The 21,111-nt window shown below is 47.6% G+C and carries 20 protein-coding genes, 1 tRNA gene and 1 riboswitch; of the genes, 13 read left to right on the forward strand and 8 right to left on the reverse strand.

Annotation, left to right across the window (positions count from 1 at the left end; translation table 11 throughout):
* Positions 1-9: 9 nt before the first annotated feature.
* Both DRJ53_RS15850 and DRJ53_RS15855 read left to right on the forward strand, forming a co-directional pair.
* Positions 10-1,545: an alpha-L-fucosidase gene (locus tag DRJ53_RS15850; RefSeq protein ID WP_114236634.1), complete on the forward strand. Its 1,536-nt coding sequence runs from the start codon at positions 10-12 to the stop codon at positions 1,543-1,545.
* Positions 1,546-1,873: 328 nt separating this feature from the next.
* Entirely contained in the window at positions 1,874-2,323 is a 450-nt protein-coding gene (locus DRJ53_RS15855) for a hypothetical protein (protein ID WP_114236635.1), read from the forward strand.
* Between the two features lie 122 nt (positions 2,324-2,445).
* On the opposite strand, the gene DRJ53_RS15860 is transcribed toward DRJ53_RS15855, so the two are convergent.
* Entirely contained in the window at positions 2,446-2,883 is a 438-nt protein-coding gene (locus DRJ53_RS15860) for a hypothetical protein (protein WP_123893622.1), read from the reverse strand.
* Positions 2,884-3,675: 792 nt separating this feature from the next.
* Here DRJ53_RS15860 and DRJ53_RS15865 point away from each other — a divergent pair.
* The 3 genes from DRJ53_RS15865 to DRJ53_RS15875 all read left to right on the forward strand — a co-directional run bounded on the left by DRJ53_RS15865 (position 3,676) and on the right by DRJ53_RS15875 (position 5,388).
* Positions 3,676-4,200, forward strand: coding sequence for a DUF2975 domain-containing protein (locus DRJ53_RS15865; protein WP_162303899.1), 525 nt, complete (start codon positions 3,676-3,678; stop codon positions 4,198-4,200).
* A gap of 3 nt (positions 4,201-4,203) precedes the next feature.
* Positions 4,204-4,416, forward strand: coding sequence for a helix-turn-helix domain-containing protein (locus DRJ53_RS15870; RefSeq protein ID WP_114236638.1), 213 nt, complete (start codon positions 4,204-4,206; stop codon positions 4,414-4,416).
* A gap of 87 nt (positions 4,417-4,503) precedes the next feature.
* Entirely contained in the window at positions 4,504-5,388 is an 885-nt protein-coding gene (locus DRJ53_RS15875; protein WP_114236639.1) for an N-acetylmuramoyl-L-alanine amidase, read from the forward strand.
* Between the two features lie 118 nt (positions 5,389-5,506).
* On the opposite strand, the gene DRJ53_RS15880 is transcribed toward DRJ53_RS15875, so the two are convergent.
* On the reverse strand, positions 5,507-5,749 hold the full coding sequence (locus tag DRJ53_RS15880) for a hypothetical protein (protein ID WP_114236640.1): 243 nt from the start codon (positions 5,747-5,749) through the stop codon (positions 5,507-5,509).
* A gap of 490 nt (positions 5,750-6,239) precedes the next feature.
* A complete protein-coding gene (locus DRJ53_RS15890; RefSeq protein ID WP_114236642.1) occupies positions 6,240-6,938 on the reverse strand; it encodes a GNAT family N-acetyltransferase in 699 nt (232 codons plus the stop codon).
* 217 nt (positions 6,939-7,155) lie between these two features.
* On the opposite strand from DRJ53_RS15890, the gene DRJ53_RS15895 reads away from it, so the two are divergent.
* The 7 genes from DRJ53_RS15895 (at position 7,156) to DRJ53_RS15925 (ending at position 13,808) form a co-directional block, all read left to right on the forward strand.
* The gene (locus DRJ53_RS15895) at positions 7,156-7,707 is read left to right on the forward strand and encodes a DUF2231 domain-containing protein (protein WP_241558582.1); all 552 of its coding nucleotides are present in this window, start codon (positions 7,156-7,158) and stop codon (positions 7,705-7,707) included.
* Between the two features lie 76 nt (positions 7,708-7,783).
* Positions 7,784-8,485, forward strand: coding sequence for a VIT1/CCC1 transporter family protein (locus tag DRJ53_RS15900; RefSeq protein WP_114236681.1), 702 nt, complete (start codon positions 7,784-7,786; stop codon positions 8,483-8,485).
* A 235-nt stretch (positions 8,486-8,720) separates the two neighbouring features.
* Positions 8,721-9,089 (forward strand): DUF1304 domain-containing protein, encoded by a 369-nt coding sequence (locus DRJ53_RS15905; RefSeq protein ID WP_114236644.1) that lies wholly within the window; start codon positions 8,721-8,723, stop codon positions 9,087-9,089.
* Positions 9,090-9,310: 221 nt separating this feature from the next.
* Entirely contained in the window at positions 9,311-10,303 is a 993-nt protein-coding gene (locus tag DRJ53_RS15910; RefSeq protein ID WP_114236645.1) for a glycoside hydrolase family 43 protein, read from the forward strand.
* Positions 10,304-10,936: 633 nt separating this feature from the next.
* The gene (locus DRJ53_RS15915; RefSeq protein WP_114236646.1) at positions 10,937-11,152 is read left to right on the forward strand and encodes a hypothetical protein; all 216 of its coding nucleotides are present in this window, start codon (positions 10,937-10,939) and stop codon (positions 11,150-11,152) included.
* 772 nt (positions 11,153-11,924) lie between these two features.
* Entirely contained in the window at positions 11,925-12,458 is a 534-nt protein-coding gene (locus DRJ53_RS15920; RefSeq protein ID WP_114236647.1) for a Riean_0653 family protein, read from the forward strand.
* Positions 12,459-12,608: 150 nt separating this feature from the next.
* Positions 12,609-13,808, forward strand: coding sequence for a hypothetical protein (locus DRJ53_RS15925; RefSeq protein ID WP_162303900.1), 1,200 nt, complete (start codon positions 12,609-12,611; stop codon positions 13,806-13,808).
* Between the two features lie 401 nt (positions 13,809-14,209).
* Here DRJ53_RS15925 and DRJ53_RS15930 read toward each other — a convergent pair.
* From DRJ53_RS15930 to DRJ53_RS15950, 5 genes are all read right to left on the reverse strand, one after another.
* Positions 14,210-14,281, reverse strand: a tRNA-Arg gene (locus DRJ53_RS15930).
* Between the two features lie 23 nt (positions 14,282-14,304).
* A complete protein-coding gene (locus DRJ53_RS15935) occupies positions 14,305-14,886 on the reverse strand; it encodes a MarC family protein (RefSeq protein WP_114236649.1) in 582 nt (193 codons plus the stop codon).
* Between the two features lie 28 nt (positions 14,887-14,914).
* Positions 14,915-15,538 (reverse strand): alpha-ribazole phosphatase, encoded by a 624-nt coding sequence (gene cobC / locus DRJ53_RS15940; RefSeq protein WP_123893626.1) that lies wholly within the window; start codon positions 15,536-15,538, stop codon positions 14,915-14,917.
* A gap of 128 nt (positions 15,539-15,666) precedes the next feature.
* On the reverse strand, positions 15,667-16,410 hold the full coding sequence (locus tag DRJ53_RS15945; RefSeq protein ID WP_241558583.1) for a Dph6-related ATP pyrophosphatase: 744 nt from the start codon (positions 16,408-16,410) through the stop codon (positions 15,667-15,669).
* Positions 16,411-16,501: 91 nt separating this feature from the next.
* The gene (locus DRJ53_RS15950) at positions 16,502-18,349 is read right to left on the reverse strand and encodes a TonB-dependent receptor plug domain-containing protein (RefSeq protein WP_114236651.1); all 1,848 of its coding nucleotides are present in this window, start codon (positions 18,347-18,349) and stop codon (positions 16,502-16,504) included.
* 101 nt (positions 18,350-18,450) lie between these two features.
* Positions 18,451-18,682: riboswitch (cobalamin riboswitch) on the reverse strand.
* Positions 18,683-18,987: 305 nt separating this feature from the next.
* Here DRJ53_RS15950 and DRJ53_RS15955 point away from each other — a divergent pair.
* Positions 18,988-21,096 carry an ATP-binding protein gene (locus tag DRJ53_RS15955; protein WP_162303901.1) on the forward strand — a complete coding sequence of 703 codons (2,109 nt, stop codon included), beginning with the start codon at positions 18,988-18,990 and terminating at the stop codon, positions 21,094-21,096.
* Positions 21,097-21,111 lie beyond the last annotated feature (15 nt).

A 21,111-nucleotide genomic window follows, 5' to 3' on the forward strand; every position in this document is an offset into this window, starting at 1 on the left:
TTTAGTTCGATGAAACAGCTTGTTGTAAAAAAAACCTTTTTACTGGCTGCCATTTGTGCCAGCACACTGGTGTTGCAGGCGCAAAAGGGGGCGCAGGAAAAAGCAAATTTTGTGCACATTAAAGCAGGCGAAAGCAGCGCAGAAATTTTACGCAAGGCGGCCAATATTGTGCCCACGCCGCGGCAATTGCGCTGGCAGCAACTGGAGCTTACAGCATTCTTTCATTTTGGCGTGAACACATTTACGGGAAAGGAATGGGGCACGGGCAAAGAAGACCCGCAAACTTTTAACCCCACTGCACTGGATGCAGATCAGTGGGTACGCGTAGCTAAAGAAGCAGGAATCAGGCAGGTGATTTTGACTGCAAAGCACCACGATGGTTTTTGCCTGTGGCCCACTGCCACCACCAAACATTCGGTGGCCAGCAGCCCATGGAAAGAGGGCAAAGGCGACGTGGTAAAAGAGGTGGCCGCAGCCTGCAAAAAGTACAATATTGGTTTTGGCATTTACCTATCGCCGTGGGATATGAATGCACCGGTATATGGCACGGATGCATACAATGATTTTTTTATGGAACAACTAACGGAGCTGCTTACCCAATACGGCCGTGTGGATGAAGTGTGGTTTGACGGCGCCAATGGTGAAGGCCCCAATGGTAAAAAACAGGTGTATGATTTTGGCCGCTGGTATGCGCATATCCGCAAGCTGCAACCCGAAGCTGTGATTGCCATTATGGGCCCGGATGTGCGCTGGGTGGGCACCGAAACAGGATATGGCCGGGAAACAGAATGGAGCGTGGTGCCCGCCGATAACCTGGACCAGGATGCAGTGGCGGCCTCGTCGCAGCAAGGCGTGGCGTTTAAGCCGCAAGGCGATATGCGCGGCGATGATTTAGGCAGCCGGCAAAAGATCAACAATGCAAAGGGTTTGGTGTGGTACCCAGCCGAAACCGACGTGTCGATCAGGCCGGGTTGGTTTTATCATACAAAAGAAGACAGCCTGGTAAAAACCCCGCAAAAGCTGCTCGATATTTATTACAGTTCCGTGGGCCGCAATGGTGTGTTGCTACTGAATATTCCGCCCGATGGCCGCGGCCTGGTACACGAAGCGGATGTAGCGGCAATGCAGGGATGGAAAGCATTGCGGGATGCTACTTTTAACAACAACCTGGCAAAAGGTGCAGCCATTACATCGGTCAATGGTGTGCGGCCGGCAGCGCTGCTTGATGACAATTATGCAACTTATTGGACTACCAAAGGCAGCGACACTACTGCAGTGATTGAGCTGGACCTGAAAGGGACCAAGACCTTTGATGTGCTGATGTTGCAGGAGCAAATTTCCGTGGGGCAGCGCATCGAATCATTTGTGCTGGAATACCAATCAGGTGGGCAGTGGATGAAGGCAACAGAAGGTAGTACAGTGGGCTATAAGAGGCTACTGCGTTTTGATGCCGTTACTGCCAACAAAGTGCGGCTGCGCATTACCGCATCGCGGCTGCAGCCCACACTGGCGGCGTTTGGATTGTACAAGCAGGCGGCGCAGTAAAATATTTTGGTATTGAGGTTAAGCCAACAAGCCATGCTTGTTGGCTTTGTTATGTTTGTTGGTTAACGGGGTAATTTATTTGGATCACACATGTGTTTATGTTGACAAATGTGTCGTTGCATAGGAACATACTTTCAAAATTCTATAACGGGTTTGTGCCTTGCCGTTGCCAATTTTTTAAAATAACGAAACTGATTAATGGGTAACCATTAACCGGCCATTTATCAGTACTACTGCTGATGTAAATCAACGCCCTGCATACGCTAAAAGCCGCCATCCTTCGATAACATTGCTGTACGGAAACGGAAGTAAAAACACCGCTGGATGTATGTTACACATTAAAGACTTAAGGATTGGAAATAAAGTTTCGGGTACCGGCCTCCACGAAGGCAGGGTGCTCACCATCCGCACTATGGAATATTTTGATGATGCCGGCTTTGTGTTGTTTTTTAAAGAACACGATGAAGGGGAATACCTGCGTGATTGCCTGCCTATTCCCATAACCGGTGAAATATTGGAGCAGGCCGGTTTTGCGCACAAAAACTTGGGGCCGTTGCAGCAATATGTGCAGGGTTACAATGCTTTTACCCGCGATCACCTGATGGTGCTGGAATGGTCGGAGCGCTGCGGTTACTTTTTCTACAACAATGCTGCGCATCCCATAAAGTACGTGCACCAGTTGCAAAACCTATATCAATTACTAACCGGCGAAGAACTGCATTTTGAAATGCTGCCCGACCGGTTGTTGTACGAAACCGGTGCGGAAGTGCTGGTATAAAAAGCTGCTTTAAAACAAGTAGATCCTAATCAAAAATAAAAGCTCCGGATGCATGCGTATCCGGAGCTTTTTGTTGGGTGTTTGGCCAGGTTAGCTCAATGGTTGCGATCCATCGAAAGGCATTACTTGTCGCTTTTTTGGTAACGCGACCAGGCAGTGGCGCCGTTCGATTTCAAAATCATTTTGGTTGCGGCATCTTCCAGGGTGATATAGTAGTGGGTTCCGGCTTCGTTGGACACTTCCACCAGTTCGGAAACCCAGTACTGGCTATAGGTTTGTTTTACTTTTGCCAGCAGCACCATTGGCAGTTCGGTTGGGCTGAGGTGGCGGGTAACGGCAATCATATTGCCTGCTTCATCGTAGTAGGCATAGGCATAGCGGCCAGCTACCTGGAAGCTTACTTTATACAGGTCGTCGGCAATGGCCCAGCTAACAGATTGTGCCTGCGAAAAAGTGGTTTCAAATGCACGGATTGCAGCAGGGGCAACCTTTTCAGGAGTACCGGTGGCGCCTGCAAAAAATGAAGAAAGTACAGTCAGGAGGATGAATAAAGGTTTCATGATCGTTTGGTATTGATGTTTTTGATTGTTGTTTGTTGTGCATGTATGACGGAACAAAACTACCGGGGGTTACAGCCGGCAGCAAGCAAATTGTGAAGGGTGGCAGGCGCTGTTAAAAGGATTAACAGCGGGACGAGTGGTGGGGGATTTCTTTGTGAGTTTTAATTGAGGGAGTGGAAAGCGTTGTTTGGTGCATTCGTTAGGAAGTTCTATCCGTTTTTGCGTTGTTTTATTATAGGGGCAATGGGTTGTTGTATCAAAAAGTTCCACATGGTACAGCATTGCTAGCAATGCATTTACTTTTTTGCTCCTGCAAAAAAGTAACAAAAAAGCAGGCCCGGAATCAAATGACAGCCTGATTCCGGGATAACGCCTTGATGAAGCTGTGGTACTACTGTGGTGAAGTGCTGTAGATCACTATTCATCATTAGGGCAGTGTAGAGCATATTTTTCCTGCACACACATTTTATAGATATAAGAACAGCTCGAAATTTTTCGTTTATGGTGCACTGTTATAAAAGTACAGGTTAATGTATATTAATGATTGCTTTGTTTGTACAATCGGCTTTGATTGAAAGCAAGGTATGGTTGAATTAAAATGACTTATTCAATCAATACAATTCGTCGAAGATGCGGCGAATCTTTGGCGACACTTTCTTTCTCTTTCCGTTTTATGCTAGTTCATTAGCGCTCATAGTAGCTATCATATGTTTAAAATTATTTGATAAAAAATTATTGTTTTTCGATAAATATTTATTAGCATTGGGCAATATTTCGATTTTAAAAAAGCATATGAAAAATAGAAACAATCAAATCCTGGCCGTCATGCACGTGCTGTGCTGGGTGGCATTTATTGGTTTACTCATCAAGGGCGGCGCCATACTCGTGGCATACGGCGTAAGCCTGTTCAATCCGCAGGCATCGCAGGATCTGTACCAGGGGCTCAACCTTTTGGCGTTGCGGCAGTATAGTTTCTGGCACTATTCCGGCAGCGTTTCTTTTATCGTAGCCATGGTGCTGTTGCAGGCCTTTATTGCGTTTTTGGTCATTAAAGTGTTGGGTAAAATAAAGCTGGAACATCCGTTTAAAATGGAAGTATCGTTGCTGCTGGAGCGCATTGGTAATATAACGCTGGCAACATGGGTGGTGGCAGTGTTGTCGAATGCACATACCAAGTGGCTGTGGAAACGAGTGGATGGCTTTGAAGGGGAACTGGTGTCGGTTGAATTTATTTTCCTGGCGGGTGTGGTGTTTATTCTTTCGCAGGTATTTAAAAAGGGTGTCGATCTCCAAACCGAACAGGAACTAACTGTATAACTCATGCCCATTATTGTGAACCTCGATGTAATGATGGCCCGGCGTAAAATGTCGCTCAACGAGCTGTCCGAAAAAGTGGGCCTTACGCTGGCCAATCTTTCCATATTAAAAACAGGCAAGGCTAAAGCCGTTCGCTTCAGCACGCTGGAAGCTATTTGCAACGTGCTGCAATGCCAGCCGGGCGACATATTGGAGTATGTGCCAGACAAAGCGTAGGGTTTTTCTAAAGGGTGCTTTTAAACTTTACAACAGGGTATTATCTTAACTGGTGCAATAACAGTTTTATTCACCAAAGCCCTGTTTATGTTCATTGAAAATCATTTGCTGAAAGCCGAACATGCACACGAAAAGATTGTACAATCGCCATCGCCCAATGCACGGGGCATTATTGACCCAGATTACCTGATCATACACTACACGGCCGGGGACACGGTCCGTGCGGCCATCGACTGGTTTATGAACACGGCCAACAATCCCGATAAAATTGCCGCGCATATTGTGCTCGATCTTGATGGCACCATTACCCAATTGGTACCCTTCAACCGGAGGGCCAACCATGCAGGCAGCAGCGTATGGGATGGCGCTGAAAACTTTAATTTTCACTCGGTGGGCATTGAACTGGTCAATCCCGGTTTTTGCGAAAAGCTGACCGATGGCAGCTACAAACGCAAGGTTACTGCAACCAAGCACCAAAGCTACCCTGCAGGCAGGGCAAAAGATATTTTGGAAACAAGGCACAAGCATAAATTTTGGACGGCCAACGACAACAAGCATTGGTTTAAATTTCCAAAGGCGCAACTCACCGCCCTGTACGAATTGAGCAAAACCCTGGTGAACCATTACCAGATGGTTACGGTGCTGGGCCACGACGATATTTCGCCGCTGCGCAAACCCGATCCTGGACCTTGTTTCCCCTGGCGAGAATTCAAGACCAATGTGCTGGGCCGCCCCGATCATGTGGGTGATTTGTTTCTGGTGAATACGGCAGGCACCAATTTCCGGGTCGATCATTCAACCAATTCGCCGGTTATTAAAAGCCTGTCCAAAGGCTATCAGGTAGGCCTGATTGAAACCTTTGGCGCCTGGAGTAAAGTGTACCTGGCTAACGATAAAAAAGAACTGTTGCAGGACGGCCGCTGTATTAAAAGTATTGGGTGGATTCACTCATCGCTGCTCGATTTAAAATAAAGGTTCAATTTATTGAGGCAGTAGAAAGGGACAATCACTCAATCGTATTTGGTTGTTGGCGCTGTAGCCGCTGTACGATTCCGGCGTTTCTTTTTACTACTAAAAATCAAACAGGCTTTTACCGGCCGGCACGCACCTCGGCCTGGTGCTGTGCAATATTGTCTTTGATCTGTGCTTTAAATTGTTCGTCCTGTATGTTCATGGGTTCCCAAAGACCACCGATTTCGGCTACCCAAAACAGCGGTGCGGCGCCGTTTTGTACAAGGGCCATGGGTTTAAAAAACAGGCGGTTTCCTTCTTTATAAACCTGGTAAGGCACAGCAAAGTCGTCGATCATTAAGGTAGTAGCATACAGCATCATATCTTAACGGCAATATTGTTGGTGATATAAAGTATCTATTTCAAACGCAGCACAACTGGTAGACAAAGAAGTTTTCAGCTATGCTGCTTGCCCGTTTTGCACAAGCGGGCTATTACCTTGCCTGTAAAAATGTGCCGGAATAAGTGACTGGGTTGATGGCCTCTGCAAAGGTGCCGTACGGCTTTTTTGTTTCAGTAGAAAAATCACCGCTAAAGAAGTTGGAGCAAAAGCGGCGATTGCACAAATTTTTTGATGCACGATATTCCGTAGATTTAAAGGAAGCTATTTGATGCGGATGCGTTTGCGCAAGGGCAAAAAAAGAGGCCGAATAGAAATCCAGCCTCGGTGTCAACTAAATGATTGTTATGCTAAAGCCGAAGGTATGGCTATGCTTTCAGTAAACGATGGCACGGCGGGCAAATTAAGTGTATTGTTAACATTTATTAACCTAAGCGGCCAAAAGCAGCCACTGCCGGCCTTTTAGCACCACTTATAGCTCTGTTTTTTCCAATACATACACCACCAGTTGCCGGCGTACAACAAACCCCAGTTTGCGGTATAGGGACACTGCCCGTTCATTTTCGGGGTACACATGCAAAAACGGGATGCGACCCGCAGCGCAGATTTGTTCTACCTGGCTTTGAATGAGCATACCCGCATAGCCTTTGCCCAAAGCATCGGGGTGGGTGCAAACGGCACTCAACTCGGTGTAGGGATCGGGTTGCAGCCGTTGGCCAGCCATGGAAACGAGCTGCCCGTTTTCGAAGACGCCTTCATAGTTGCCAAAGTCGATGGTGCGTGGCAAGAACGGGCCGGGCTTAGTCAGTTGGGTTAGCGCCAGCATGTGCGGAATATCGGCTTCGGTAAGTGGCACAATGCTGTTGCTGCGGCTTGCGGCAGCGCCGGTATTGGTGTGCACCATTTGCAGCAGGTTCTTTTCCAACTGCACCTGCCAGCCGGCGGGAACGGGCAGGGTGGCAGGCGTAAACAGTACGACAATTTCACCCATTTCAATGCCCGCATACAGTGCGCTCCATGTTTCCGGCTCATAGCGGGGCATACCTGCAAAAGCGCCCATATCGCGGCGGATAAATGCTGCGTTTTTATTGCCAAAAGCAAACGGGCGGTTGCCGGTTTGTAAAGCATTCCAGATGGGATTGTCCAGTATATGTGGCTTTGCGTGGGACATAAAGAAATTTGGGATGCAAAGGTAGTGTTGGCGTAAGAAAGGGTTGTCTTTACTTACCGGGTTTTCTCACAAGCCGGTATTCAATCAAAAAGCAGCAGCCTTTTGACTTTAAACGCAAAACATTCTTGCATCACGGTCCATTAACATGCTAACGCCGGTACATTGGCTGTGCATTTATCTGTAGTTCTAATCCTGCCTTACGTAGCCCCAGCCCTCGTTGGTATTTGACCGCAGTCATTGCTTTTTTGACCAAAAAAAGAAGACATTTAAGAAAGCATGCTTTATGAACCAGACACACCTCCATTTACTCATCACCCATCTTCCCATTTTCGGTTCAATTTTGGGTGGCATTGTGTTGGCTTACGGACTATGGGCAAAAAGTGATCAAACAAAGCTGGCTGCATACATTCTATTTATCATTGCTTCGGTGGGTGCTGGCATTGCCTATGCAACAGGCGAAGCTGCCGAGGAAACAGTGGAGCGGATTGCCGGCGTTTCTGATCATTTAATAGAACAACACGAAGAATTTGCAGTATTTGCTTTAATATCATTGATCGTGCTTGGTGTTGCGGCGCTTGTTGGTCTTTTGCTGACTGTTCGAAAATCAAAATGGACCGGCGCCACAGCAGTGGCCGTTTTGTTTATTTCAATTATTAGTTTCGGCTTGGTTGCAAGAACCGGGTATTTAGGCGGGCAAATACGGCATACAGAAGTTCATGCAAATTCAGCCGCATCGCTGCAGGGTGGCGAAAACGAGGAGCATCACTGATATTCGATTGATGTGTGATGCATGAATGGCAGGCATCGAGCAAAATGGAGCGTTTTTATAAAGTAAAAAATTGAGCGTGGTAACCATCGATAATTATCTGGACAGCCATTACATTCACCGAAGTAACTGGTTGAGGGCAGCCGTTTTAGGTGCCAATGATGGCATCATTTCCATATCCAGTCTTGCCATTGGCGTGGCCGCAGCCAGTGCTTCAAGAGATCCGATTGCACTGGCAACGGTTGCTGGTTTGGTTGCAGGTGCTTTGTCGATGGCCGCCGGCGAATATGTTTCCGTAAGTTCTCAAACCGACACGGAGAAAGCCGACATCGAAAGAGAAAAACAGGAGCTCGCAGAAATGCCGGAAGAAGAATTAAATATACTGGCCCAGATTTATGAAAGGCGGGGACTAAAAAAGGAAACTGCGCTGCAAGTGGCAATAGAACTAACGGAGAAGGATGCTTTGGCTGCACATATCAGGGATGAATTGGGAATCAATGAAATCAGCCAGGCCAACCCAATACAAGCAGCCGTTGCATCAGGCGCATCTTTTATTGCTGGCGGTGTGTTGCCGCTGTTGGTGGTGCTTTTTGCGCCGGTAAAGTATATGGAGTTGAGCCTGTATGGTTTTACCATAATTTTTCTGATTGTTTTAGGGGCAATTTCAGCAAAGACAGGCGGCGCTAATATTGGAAAAGCCGTTGTACGCATTACCGTTTGGGGTACACTGGCCATGGGCCTTTCGGCATTGGTGGGGTATATCTTTGGGGTTAATGTATAGTCTTGCTTAGGCGTACTTACGGACAATTGCAATAATGGATAACCTGTTGTGCAATTGTGTAGTTGATTAAACAATAAGTGGCCGAAGCACAACATCCAAGCGGGTTTTAGCAGGTTAAAATGAACGGCCGCTTGTTCACTTCAAACACGGCCTCAGCATTTGATAGCACGACACTTGATAAGCGAATAGGAATGACGAATTGTTTTGAACTTACAGCAACAACTTCAATCTGTTTATGGAAATAATTACAAAAATTCTAATTGGTATTATTGCGCTGGAGCATTTGTACATCCTGTACTTTGAAATGTTTGCATGGGAAACGATCGGGAAAAGAACCTTTACTTCCTTGCCGGAACATTTGTTTAAACCCACAAAAGGATTGGCCGCCAACCAAGGGCTTTACAACGGTTTTTTAGCAGCTGGACTCATTTGGAGTTTGTTTATTTCGGACGTCACCTGGTTTAGAAACATTGCTTTGTTCTTCCTGGCTTGCGTAGCCATCGCTGGTATTTTCGGCGCATTAAGCGCAAGCAAAAAGATCTTTTTTGTTCAAGCCTTGCCTGCTATCATTGCTATCATTTTTCTGTTCATCTCTTACTTCTGACGCTGCCATTTTTTGCTCCATTGGACTTGTGGTTGATATAGCGATAGCATGCCTGAATGATGCCTGGTCTTATCGAACTGTGCTCATAAATTGCGATTCACGATGTTTCTTAATTAGTAACACCCAAGTTCAGGCTGCGTTCTATTAGGTAGAACGAGGTTCATATTACTATAAAGTGCAGTAGTTTTCATACATTCAAACCCACCTTTTACCGCAGTGTTATGAATAAGAATTTGTTGCTTGTTATCTGCTCCATTTTTTCCTTTTGTTTGCTTTCAACAGGAGTGTTTGCGCAAAAGAACCCGGTTATTGAAGGCTGGTATGCCGATCCGGAAGGCGTGATCTTTGGAAAAGAATACTGGATTTATCCTACCTATTCCGACAAATATGAAAAGCAGGTGTTCCTTGATGCTTTTTCTTCAAAGGATATGGTTACCTGGAAAAAGCACCCACGCATACTCGACACCGCTGTGGTAAAATGGGCCAAAATAGCCATGTGGGCGCCTTCGATCATTAAAAAAGACAATCAGTATTTTCTTTTCTTCGCTGCCAACGATATTCAAAGCAAACAACGCAACAAAGTGGCCGACGACACTTTGGGAGGCATTGGTATTGCTGTTGCCGACAATCCTGCCGGCCCTTTTAAAGACTACCTGGGTAGACCATTGATCAATAAATTTTACAACAATGCCCAGCCCATTGATCAATTTGTGTTCAACGATAAAGATGGTCAATATTATATTTTTTATGGTGGATGGGGCCGGTGTAATGTAGGTAAGTTAAACGCAGACTTTACCGGACTGGTGCCTTTTTCGGATAGCGAGTTGGTGAAGGAAGTGACACCAAAAGGTTATGTTGAGGGCCCGACAATGTTTATCCGAAATGGGCAGTATTATTTTATGTGGTCGGAAGGCGGCTGGACAAATGGCACGTATAAAGTGGCTTATGCCATTGCAGATAATGTGTTGGGGCCTTTTGAACGAAAAGTCACGATCCTGGAAGCCGATGAAAGTATCGCAACAGGAGCAGGGCATCATTCCGTTATCAACATTCCCGGTACGGACGAATGGTATATCGTGTACCATCGCCGTCCCATTCCCAACCTTGGCCGCGATCACCGGGTTGTATGCATCGACCGATTGCTGTTCAACGCCGATGGTACCATCAAAAATGTGCGGATGACTTTCGACGGCGTGAAGCGTGAACTGAATTAAAGCGCGGTAACGTTATTTCGCTTAAGCCAGGCTAGTAGGGGACATTGCAAGTGTTCTGAGTTCCTTCTAAAACGGGAGCCGGCTCACCAATGGGTTTATAAGAAACAGGAGTCGGTTTAAGTAGGCTTAGGCGTTGATACCGGCTTAGTTTATGGGATTTTTATGTGATATTGACCCAAAACCTCATCCATAATTTCTCGGAACAAACCGCCCACACTACCTTCACTGTGGCCGCCCAAACTAACTACTAATTAAGGCCTTAACCAGAACCGAGTACAGGAAAACTGTGAAAGTCATTAGGATTGTTATTGCTACTAACCTTGATGGAGTGATCTATCAAGGTTTTTTGTTTTAGCCAAGCTCATTTGCAAATGGCGCATCTCAACTACACTGATATTTTCCAACTGATGTATTGATCGATGAGCCGTTGTAAGTGGAGCATAATTGCGGATATGTTCAAAAACTACACTATATTCAGCGGAACATCAAAAAATCTCGGATTGATATTCAAACTTTCCGAAAGCGTTGTTGAAAATATTGATGCTAAATATGGAGCATGCTAATCCCGATATGAATTGGGTGCTTATGGCTTGATAGTTGTAAAAATGTTCTATGCACTAAAGCAATTAAAATATGGAGCCCAACAACAATAACAACAACGTAATCATTTCAGAGGATGGCCAGCGGCTAACAATAGAAAATGGTTTAATCACCGGCACAGATAACGCCAATCCTGGACTGGCCCACGAAACAGGTAATGTGATGGATGAAGATAACCGGGAGCAAAATGAGGGTGGTGGCGCTTGTCCAACGCATCCAGGCAATTCACTGAGCGATGGTCGCGAATAAAAGCGGGCTGGTGAGGGGCTTTCTTTATAAATACTTTAGACGTCTATCGCTATAGCTTTATGAGCAGGTAGCATTTGCGTTCAATGGATGCACTGATAAAAGACAATGATCTGACAAGTGGTACAAAAAAAGCTGCAACTAATTGTTCTACAATCGGTGCAGCTTTTTTATGTGGACAGGACTAGCTGTAGTTCGAACTTTTTGGTGCAAGACTTAGTGGAAATCATTGCATATTGATTGGTGATTTTGCTTACTTGTAAGGAATTGTTCCTGGATTCGGCTATAAGTGCATGCATGTTCCATATTCTAAATTAAGCCTACTTAAAAGGCCAAGTTGATAACCACGATTTTGCCCTTTTGAGGTTTCATTTTCATATGCTACAAAGACATGTAAAGTTTAAGAGCTACCGTATGGTTTTATCTTCCCCAAGCACATTGTTTCTAATTATAATTAACTGATCAAGTAAATCATAACTAGCATGCTTTATCTTAAGAAGGCTTGCTTTTATTTTCATGGTGTCCTCATATTATGAACTCTTTAGAAAGATAAGCTTCTGCTTTTGTAATTTCAATAATATCAATGAAGCTATTAACACATCCCTGCATGCAAACCCTCCTCGATCTGAATTTATACTAGCGCAATTGACCCTGTTTTACTTTATTGTAACTTATTAGGCTTTACTATATGATTTTGCTCATGAAGGGAAGGAGTCAGGTTATTTCCAACAAATAGGTGGTAATATTATGTAATCCAATCGCAAACCAAAACACCATGAAGCCTTACCTCATCCTGTTTTTGCTTACGCTGCTGAGTACCACCTGCAAAAAAGAAAATGCCAAAGCGCCCCAACTGCCCCCCGCCACCCAGGAAGGCAAAAGAGTATTTGCCTGCAAGGTGAACGGAAAAGTGTGGATTTCAAAGGGGGGGATTAGAGAAATGAATGGCGGGATAGATGGCGATACCCTGAGTGCCCGGGGCACCATAGATACTGATGACGGCAGAATTGAATCGTTTGGGATAGTGCTCCTTGGCAGCTATAGAGATGGCGAAACAGAATACGAGCTAAACGACACTGCCAGTGCCTATGCGGTTTATAGGAGGAATCCTGGGGCTGATTGTTTTTCCACAGATGGAAGGGGCTATGGAAGCGTGGTGCGTGTAAAAATAACAGGCGGTCATCTTACCGTAACCAGAGCTGACCGGGTAAACAACATTGTGTCGGGCACCTTCCGCTTCAATGTTCCCACTGATTACTGCGATACCATTAAAGTTACTGAAGGGAGATTTGATATTAAAACTTGGTAATCTAAACTACTCTGCTTGTTTTCAAGATATTCTTAACGCCAAAACCAAAACATCATGAAATGCAAAGCTTTGCTTTTGCTACTGGCACTTCTATGCCTTTTTGTGTCATCCCAAGCACAAACCTATGACTCCACAGGCTATTACAACCAGATGAATTACCTGTATTCCCGGCTCAACAAAAGCCAGATTACCAGCGGCCTCCTGAAAGAGTATGCCATTGAGTTCAACAACTGGGACAATTTTACCGGCACACAACTGCACGACAGTAATTTTGTGAGTCTCACAGAGTGGCGGCTCCTGTATGCCGGCCTGTATAGCAGCCAAATAACCAGCACCCCAAAAATGCTTTACCTGGATACGCTTAACCGGCTGCTGAACAAGTATAGCCAGCCTAACCAGCCCATCAGCATGCCGGTTCTGTATTATCATTATCAAAGCATTAAGCCCACTGCCCTCACAGTCAACCTGCTGCGAAATGAAAACGGCCAGTTGGTTGATGTCGCAGGGCGAACTCAAAGCCCTTATGATACCAAAGAAATGTTTGCCATAGCCCCCATTCTGCAGGCTACATTTACGGGCACCAGTCAGATCATCTTTCGGTCTGACCTATTGCTGGGCAACACCGGGAAAACGGTACGCACCGTTGAAGTAGACGCCAATGGAAGCGGCGCCTGGCAGACCGTAGCCCTGAATACGCCTTTTAACCTTACCTATACTACCGAAGGGTTTTATAATATCAACATTCGCATTACTTACACTGACAATTCGCAAAGGCTGGGCCATACCAAACTGGCTGTGCATGCAAAGCCAGTTAATGGCGCATCTATGATGCGCACTTTTCGAAAACAAAGCAGCCTTGCATCGGCTACGGAATTTCGGTTTGCACCAGATACCTATGGCGATAACCCACTTGAACCTGTAGCTGCACCTGCTGCACGGCCATTTGCAGGAGCTTCCGCAACCGGCCAAATGATTATAGAATTTGCCCGGAACAATACCACGGGGCAGATTAGAAAGCCGCTCATTGTTGTGGAAGGATTTGACATGACGAATGAATATTTCTACAGAGATTTTGCAGATGAACTTGAAAATGATTTCAACAATAGGCCTGAAACGCCAATAACACTTAATGATAATCTTGATGATATTGGTGAATACGACGTTATTTTTCTAAACTTCAACAATGCAACCGACTTTATTCAGCGCAATGCATTCCTGCTGGAAGCGGTTATTGGACGTGTAAACGCAGAGAAAGGGTTATATAATTGCATACGCCGGCCAACCTGGATCAATTTGACCGGCGTATGCAGTATTGGAAGAAAGTGTGCGACTGAAAAAGCAGCTCAGTGAAACAAGGAACCTATTAGATAAGATAGAAGAGCGGTTTGTGGTGGGTGAGATCACCAAGGCGATGTATGAGAAATACGCTGGTAAGTACTTGGAGGAAGTGGGGCAAATTGAAGGGGAACTATCCAAAAATGCATTTGATAGTTCGAACTTGGATAAGGCGGTAAAAAAGGGGCTTCAAATCGCTGGAAACATCAGTAGAATGTGGGCTTCCAGCGATTTTGATGGAAAGCGAAGGCTTCAATATTTGGTGTTTCCTGAAGGAGTAATGTACAGCAAGGAAAATGATCGAGTTCGAACCGAAAGAGTCAACGAACTATTCCGCGCAATTGCAAGCGGGAAGCAAGTTTTAGCAGAAAAAGAAAATGGTAACCTCGTAGAAGATTACCATTTTTCGTGTCCTGTGGCCTCGCCGCGAATCGAACGCGGACCCAGGGCTTCGGAGACCCTTATACTATCCATTGTACTACGAGGCCGTAGTTTGGGTGCGCAAGTTACGTTACTTCACAATCAGTCCATGCGCATTGGTGGCAAATATTTTTACCGCAATAGCCAGCAATATTACACCAAAAAATTTTCGGATGGCAATTAAACCAGCCGGTCCCAGCATGCGTTCAATGAAGCTCAATGATTTCAATACTGCAAACACAATCAGCAGGTTCAGCAGGATGGCCACAAACACTGTTGTTTGGCTATAGTTGGCTTTTAAGGAAATAATGGTGGTGAGCGTACCCGAGCCGGCAATGAGCGGAAAAGCAATGGGCACCACGGTAGAGGCCCGTTCGTTTTTTTCGCTTTTGAAAAATTCAACGCCCAGCACCATCTCCAGGCCCAATATAAAAATCACAATCGAGCCGCCTACGGCAAACGATTTTACATCCAGCCCCAGCAGGTTCAGAAACGGCTCGCCAATAAACAGGAACAGCACCATCAGTCCGCCGGATATCAGCGTGGCCCTTGCTTCCCTGATCTCGCCCAGCTTGCCTTTTAGCGTAATTAAAATGGGCACCGAACCAATGATATCGATGATGGCAAACAGGGTAAACGTAACCGTAAGCAGGTCTTTGATGTTGAATTCCATGTGCTGGATTTGCCGCAAATGTACACACTTAAAAGCCTGCCTTTGCCGGCCGCAAATGGCGGGGCCGGTGTGTTTCGCGGGGCGTGTCGGGGTTGTGCAGGTATTCGTATTGGTGCCCGTCGGTTTGGTGCACCACGCGGATGGTACAACCATAACGAATTTGAAAAGCATCAAACGAATCCAGGATATCCACGCCCTGCATGTGCGCCAGCATGCTGCGGATAACACCGCCATGCGTTACCACTGCCACAGACGCTGTTTTAGGCAGTTGATCATAAAAATGCGCCACGCGGTGGTACAACTGCCGGTAGCTTTCTCCTTCCGGGATCACGGCATCGGCCAGGTTATTGGTCCAGTGTTGCAGGTGCGCAGCTTCAATGCTTTCCCAGGGGCTCAGTTCCCAGTTGCCGCAGTTGATCTCTTTCAGCCGGTCGTCGAATTGAATGGAATGCTGCGGAAAAAGATGCTCGGCCAGTTTGCGGCAGCGTTGCAGCGGGCTGCTGTACACTTGCGCAATATGCGGCGGCAGGTGTTTGCTGATGCAGCCCGCTTCGGTTGCAAACGAAGCGGTCACATCCAGGTCGGCCTGCCCGTAGCAAATGCCCGAAGCCACTGCTGGCGTGGTATGGCGTATGAGGTAAAGTTCCATCATGGTAAAGGGTTCTGTTCCGTTAATTGTATCGCCGGCGCTGTGCTGCAACACCCATTTATCTTATTGACAAATCGCGGTGCATATTGTTGGCCCGGCAACCAGGCGGCTAACACCATCAAAAAGATTGCCTAGATCGCAACCGCTTCCGCCACCGGCTCCAGGTCGCAAAAGTAAAATGGCATATCCGGTGCGGGTTTGTCCCTAAAACAATCATTGCCACTTTTAGGCATAGGGTAGTGGCGGGTGGTGATGCCGCCTTTTGCAAAAGGCACCGGCGTTTTGAAAATAGGCCCGTCAAACACAAAACTGTGGTACTCGCCCCGTTCGCCGCAGGGGTCCACGTCGGCAGGCAGGTCGGCCACAAAAGATGTATCGAGCAGGCGGCCGCAAAAGCTTTCGTCCAGCAGCGATCCATTTACACACACCACAATGGCTTTGAAACCTGCAGCAATAAATGCCTCCATCAGTTGCGCCGAATCTTTTTGCCACAGCGGAAAATAGCAGTTCATGCCCTGTTGGCCCAATTCCCTTTCGCGGTATTGCTTCAGGTCTTCCAAAAAAATATCACCAAATATGGCCGTATCAAATCCCTGTGCTTTTAGCTCCGCTACATGCCGGCTCATGATGTTGTTGTAATCTTCCATCGCAGGCAGCAAGGGCAGCTCGGCCGTAACCAGCGGCAGGCCAAGCGCGGCAGCCTGCAACTCCAGCAATGCCCTGCGTACGCCATGCATAGTAATGCGCTGGTGTGCCGCATTGATGCTGGTAAACAGTGCCGCTACATCAACGCCGTTTTGCTGTGCGTGGTGCAGTGCCAGCGCCGAATCTTTGCCGCCGCTCCAGTTCATGTATGCTTTGCCAATCTGTTGCATGGTCATTTTTTTAGTAAAAAATATGGGTGTAAAAAAAGACAACGTGAACGGGGCCCGTTCACGTTGTGCAAAATATAGCGTTGTTTATTTACTACAATGTAAACCGCAGTCCGCCCTGGAAGGTAAAGCCCTGCACGTTATAACCATACACTTCGATATAGTCCTTGTTGTTCGTGAGGTTGCGGGCATCGGCAAAAATGCGCAGGCGTTTAGCCGCCAGCAGGTACTCGGCATAGGCGTGCACCAGGGTGTATGCATCCAGTTTTTTGGGCACTGCACGGAAACTGGCATCATAAAACACATCATCGCGGCCCGAAATGTGCTGCACCGTAGCGCTCACAAAAAAGGCCTCGGTAAGCTGGTAGCCTGCAAAGAGGTTCAGCGAGTGGCGTGGGCGGCGCAGCAGGTTAAAGTAACTGGTGTCTTTGCCCGGCTGCAGCTTTTGCGTGATCTCGCCATCAAGGTAAGTGTAGTTGGCCCTGAAGTTCCATTTGTTATCCGGCTGGTATTGCAGTTCCAGTTCCACGCCCTGGTCGTGTTGTTGGTCGCGGTTTTGGTAGCCGGTGCGGCCGTAAATGATCACGTCTTTTACCCGGCGATTAAAGTAGTTGGCCCGCACCGACAGATCTCTGTTGGCCGTCCATGCCTGTACGCCGCCTTCAAACGAGCGGGAGTGTTCGGGCTTGAGGTTGGGGTTGGCGCCAAATGGCCCAAACAACTCCGAGATGCCCGGCGCCCTGAAACCGGTGCCCAGGTTGGCAAACAGTTTTACACGGTCGTGCAGCAGGTAGCTGGGGTTAAAGCTGTAGGTAAAATTATCGCCGTACTGGCTGTGGCGGTTGTAGCGGCCGCCCAGTTCGGCATTAAACCCAATTGCTGTTTTCAACAACAGCGATGCATAAGTGCTCAGGATGTTGTTGGTAGTATCGGGTTTGGGCATGCGCATGGTTTGGTAGTTTACACCGGCCAGCAATTGCAGTTGCCTCGTTAGCTCCTGCGTTACAAATGCTTCGGCCTGGTGAAAATTACCGGCAAGCGCCGACCCGTTGTAGTTGCGTTTGGTGTAGCTGTGGCCGTAGTTGAAGTTGACTGCACCGCCGCTGTAATCGAGTTTGCCGATAAGGCCCGCATTTACCAGGCTGCCGGTGTAGCGGGCATTGCCGTCGGCAAATGAGCCTGCATCATAATCGCCTTTAAATTCGGTAAAGCGATAAAATGGCGCCAGCCGCAAACCTTCTGTTACATTGATGCCCAGTTGTGCGTTGATGGATTGGCGGACAAATCCATCTTTATCAAAACCCGCTTTGCCGGTGGTGTCTTTTGCTTCGGAAATGCCGTCGGTTTTGAGGCGCTCATAATTGATGCTGTAATCGATCGCTTTCAGCTTTTGGCTCAGGCCTACCTGGCCGCGCCGCGTATTGTAGCTGCCATACGACAGTAAGCCAGCCACCGAAGGCTTAGCCGTAGTGCCCCTTTTGGTAATGATGTTGATGACGCCTGCAATGGCACTGGAGCCGTACAGAGTGCTTTGGCTTCCCTTCAATATTTCAATGCGCTCAATTTGCTCAATGGGAAACAGGCGGATGTCAAACGTGCCGCCCGAACCCGACGGATCGTTAACCGTTACGCCATCCACCAGTATTACGGTGTAGGCTGTAGAGGCGCCCTGCACAAACAAAGATTTATCCTTACCGGCATTGGCGTTGGCGCTGTTGATGGTAATGCCGGTTTGCTCGCTCAGCACCTGCGCCAGGTCTTTACCGCCGCTACGCTGTAGCTGTTCGTTGGTTACCACGGTTACCACTTTGCCCGTGGTACTTTGTTTTTGCGGAAAGCGGTTGGCGGTAACAATTACCTGGTCCAGCGATGTAGTGTCGTTTTGTGCCTGTGCCCAGCTGCTGATCAATGCTGCAGTCACCACGAAAAATCCCTTTTTCAATTGTTGTTGGTTTTGTGACTGCTCTCAAGAAAAATGGAGGAAGAAATATACAGGCCCGTACGCTGCCAATACATTTCATGCCTTTCGTCCCGAAAGCATAAATGATGAAAATTGCAATGGCAGGTCTTCTGGCTCGGTCCGCACCAGGTCGGCCTTCCCGCGCCGGGCCTGTGGGCCCAATGCAGTGGCGTGGATGATCTGGCGATTTGTACCTGCCTTTGAGGGGGCAGGGGAACCTTACAGCTACGGGGATAGCGCCGGATTTGCACCGGACTTCCCTTTTAATTCGGGGCCTGCGGGGCAGGCACCAAAACCATTTACGCGGCAAATGTAAGGGGGAAACAAATAGGGGCAGGTTGTTTTTGACGGCGGCCGTCGGCAGCGCATTAAAGGTGGTTCTTATCCCTGCCCAACCAGTTGTATTAAATAGGGGTAAGGTCTTTCTCTTAAAATGGAAAAGAATAGGATGCAAAACGGCCCCGGGCCAGCTCGCAGCTTGTATTTCATAAAAAGCTTATGGTACTTTTGCCATGCGTTGGCGTTTGCGCATGTACAAAATAATTGAGGTGAACGCTGCCGCATCTTTAGCAACTTTACAATCCGGTATCTTGGTTATCGATAATTTATGGGTTCTGTTTTTGAACCTGATTCCTGCCTTGTTCAATATTGGCATTGCATGCTACGTGTTTTTTGCGCTGCCCCGGAATAAAACCATCAACATATTCGGATATTTTCTCATTGCCATCAGCCTGTGGCAAATTCAGGATGTATTGTTTCGCACCATCAATACGGTAGCACAGGCCAATTTGATCGACCACCTGTTTTGCATTGGCTGGATCAGTGCCGGCCCGCTGGGGTTTCATTTTGCCTGCAGCTACAGCGGGTTGCCCATTGTAAAAAAATGGTATTTCCCGGTGCTCAACTACACGCCGTTTTTGATCCTGGAGCGGTTTTATATTTCCAGCTACAACGTCAATTTTAAATACAACAATGATTGGGGTTGGGTAACGGCACCGGGCACCACCAAGATCGACGGTATACTGAGGCTGGCCATCCTTGTCATTACGCTATCCAGCATTGCGGTGTTGCTGGTGCATGCTTATAAAATGCGCAACGACAAGGTGCGCCGGGTGCCTGCATTCCTTATTGCCATGGGCATTTTTATACCGGTAATGTTTGGCGTGCTGGGCCAGGTGGCTTACCCGCTGCTCTTGAACCGCGATGAACTACCGGTTACTTCCATTTTCCTCACGCTGTTTTCGGTGGCTACCGTTATTTCCTTAAAAAAATACCGGCTGTTCGATATTTCGGAATACGTGGCGGTGGAGTCGGTGCTGGAAAACCTGAAAAATATTGTACTGGTGGTGGCACCCAACAAAAAAGTGCTCTACATGAACGCCCATGCACAAAGCTTGTTCAATTGGGAAGAGCACTCGGCCCGTCCCAACGATGCAGCTGATATTTTTTGTGCCGGCGATCATTATTACGATTTCGTTGCGCAGGTGTTTGATCCGGCGCTGGCGGGCAGTTTTACAAAAAGCTATACTGCCGCCATGAAGACCCACGACGGCACCCGCATAGAAGTGCAGCTGTATGCCGAGCCGATTGTTACCAACAACAAAGTGCAGGGTGTGCTGATTGTGGGCAACGATATTACGGCGCACATGCAAATGATGCACGACCTGAAAGTAAGCAACGACCGCTACGACCTGGTGAGCAAAACCACCAATGATATGGTGTGGGACTGGAACCTAGTGACCGGAAAAATTTACTGGAACCGCGAAGGTTGGCACAAGATCTTTGATGAAGAACTGCCGGCTGGCGAAGGTTCGGCAAAGCAATGGGTGGAAAGGATACATCCAGATGATTACCAAAAGGCATTGGATTTGAACACCAAAATTTTCAACGGAACCATCACCGATTCGTTTACGCAGGAGTTGCGGGTGGTAAGGAAAAGCGGTGACATTGTTTACTTGTTTGTCCGGGGTTATGTTTTCCAAAACGAGGAAGGCAAGCCCGTGCGGCTGATTGGTGCCTCGCAGGACGTAACGCTGCGCAAAAAAGCAGAAATAAAACTGCAGGAAGAACAACTGGCCAAGCACCGCGAAATTGCCGATGCCGTGATCATTGCGCAGGAAAACGAACGGCGGAATATTGGCGCCGAGCTGCACGACAACGTAAACCAGTTGCTTACCAGCGCTACATTGTACCTCAACCTGGCACGTACAGAAAGGGAAAACAGCGAACCGTTTTTCAAAAAATCGGAAGGCATGATCACCCATGCCATCAACGAAGTGCGGCGCCTGAGCCACTCGCTGATACCGCCATCGTGGGGCGGCGAAACCCTGGTAGAGGCCATCAGCCACCTGCTCGATGCTTCGGAAAAATCGGGGTTGTTTGCCGTGCAAAAAGAACTGGCTGATGTAGCCGAAGCGGCGATGCCGTTTAAGCTCAAACTTAATTTATACCGCATTGTGCAGGAGCAGCTCAATAACATCATCAAACATGCGCAGGCCGATTGGGTGCTGGTGCGTCTGGAGCAAAAAGATGCGCAATTGATCCTCACCATACAGGATAATGGCGTTGGCTTCGACATGTCGCGGCGCACAAAAGGCGTGGGCCTTACCAATATGCAAACCCGTGCTTTTTTGCACGGCGGTACACTCGATATTAGTTCGGTGCCGGGCGGCGGCTGTGTGTTGCAGGTGTCGTTTCCGGTGGCGCAGCTGTCGGCGTCGGTTTATTAGCGCTGGCCCGGTGCG

It is taken from the genome of Paracnuella aquatica (assembly GCF_003332885.2).
GTDB lineage: Bacteria > Bacteroidota > Bacteroidia > Chitinophagales > Chitinophagaceae > Flavisolibacter > Flavisolibacter aquaticus.

Excerpts from the sequence above, each read along its gene's own strand:
- DRJ53_RS15855 (WP_114236635.1), top strand. The coding sequence starts at position 1,874 with ATGTTACACATTAAAGACTTAAGGATTGGAAATAAAGTTTCGGGTACC.
- DRJ53_RS15870 (WP_114236638.1), top strand. The coding sequence starts at position 4,204 with ATGCCCATTATTGTGAACCTCGATGTAATGATGGCCCGGCGTAAAATG.
- DRJ53_RS15875 (WP_114236639.1), top strand. The coding sequence starts at position 4,504 with ATGTTCATTGAAAATCATTTGCTGAAAGCCGAACATGCACACGAAAAG.
- DRJ53_RS15910 (WP_114236645.1), top strand. The coding sequence starts at position 9,311 with ATGAATAAGAATTTGTTGCTTGTTATCTGCTCCATTTTTTCCTTTTGT.
- DRJ53_RS15905 (WP_114236644.1), top strand. The coding sequence starts at position 8,721 with ATGGAAATAATTACAAAAATTCTAATTGGTATTATTGCGCTGGAGCAT.
- DRJ53_RS15890 (WP_114236642.1), bottom strand. The coding sequence starts at position 6,938 with ATGTCCCACGCAAAGCCACATATACTGGACAATCCCATCTGGAATGCT.
- DRJ53_RS15935 (WP_114236649.1), bottom strand. The coding sequence starts at position 14,886 with ATGGAATTCAACATCAAAGACCTGCTTACGGTTACGTTTACCCTGTTT.
- DRJ53_RS15860 (WP_123893622.1), bottom strand. The coding sequence starts at position 2,883 with ATGAAACCTTTATTCATCCTCCTGACTGTACTTTCTTCATTTTTTGCA.
- DRJ53_RS15925 (WP_162303900.1), top strand. The coding sequence starts at position 12,609 with ATGAATTACCTGTATTCCCGGCTCAACAAAAGCCAGATTACCAGCGGC.
- DRJ53_RS15945 (WP_241558583.1), bottom strand. The coding sequence starts at position 16,410 with ATGCAACAGATTGGCAAAGCATACATGAACTGGAGCGGCGGCAAAGAT.
- DRJ53_RS15880 (WP_114236640.1), bottom strand. The coding sequence starts at position 5,749 with ATGATGCTGTATGCTACTACCTTAATGATCGACGACTTTGCTGTGCCT.
- DRJ53_RS15865 (WP_162303899.1), top strand. The coding sequence starts at position 3,676 with ATGAAAAATAGAAACAATCAAATCCTGGCCGTCATGCACGTGCTGTGC.
- DRJ53_RS15915 (WP_114236646.1), top strand. The coding sequence starts at position 10,937 with ATGGAGCCCAACAACAATAACAACAACGTAATCATTTCAGAGGATGGC.
- DRJ53_RS15850 (WP_114236634.1), top strand. The coding sequence starts at position 10 with ATGAAACAGCTTGTTGTAAAAAAAACCTTTTTACTGGCTGCCATTTGT.
- DRJ53_RS15920 (WP_114236647.1), top strand. The coding sequence starts at position 11,925 with ATGAAGCCTTACCTCATCCTGTTTTTGCTTACGCTGCTGAGTACCACC.
- cobC (WP_123893626.1), bottom strand. The coding sequence starts at position 15,538 with ATGATGGAACTTTACCTCATACGCCATACCACGCCAGCAGTGGCTTCG.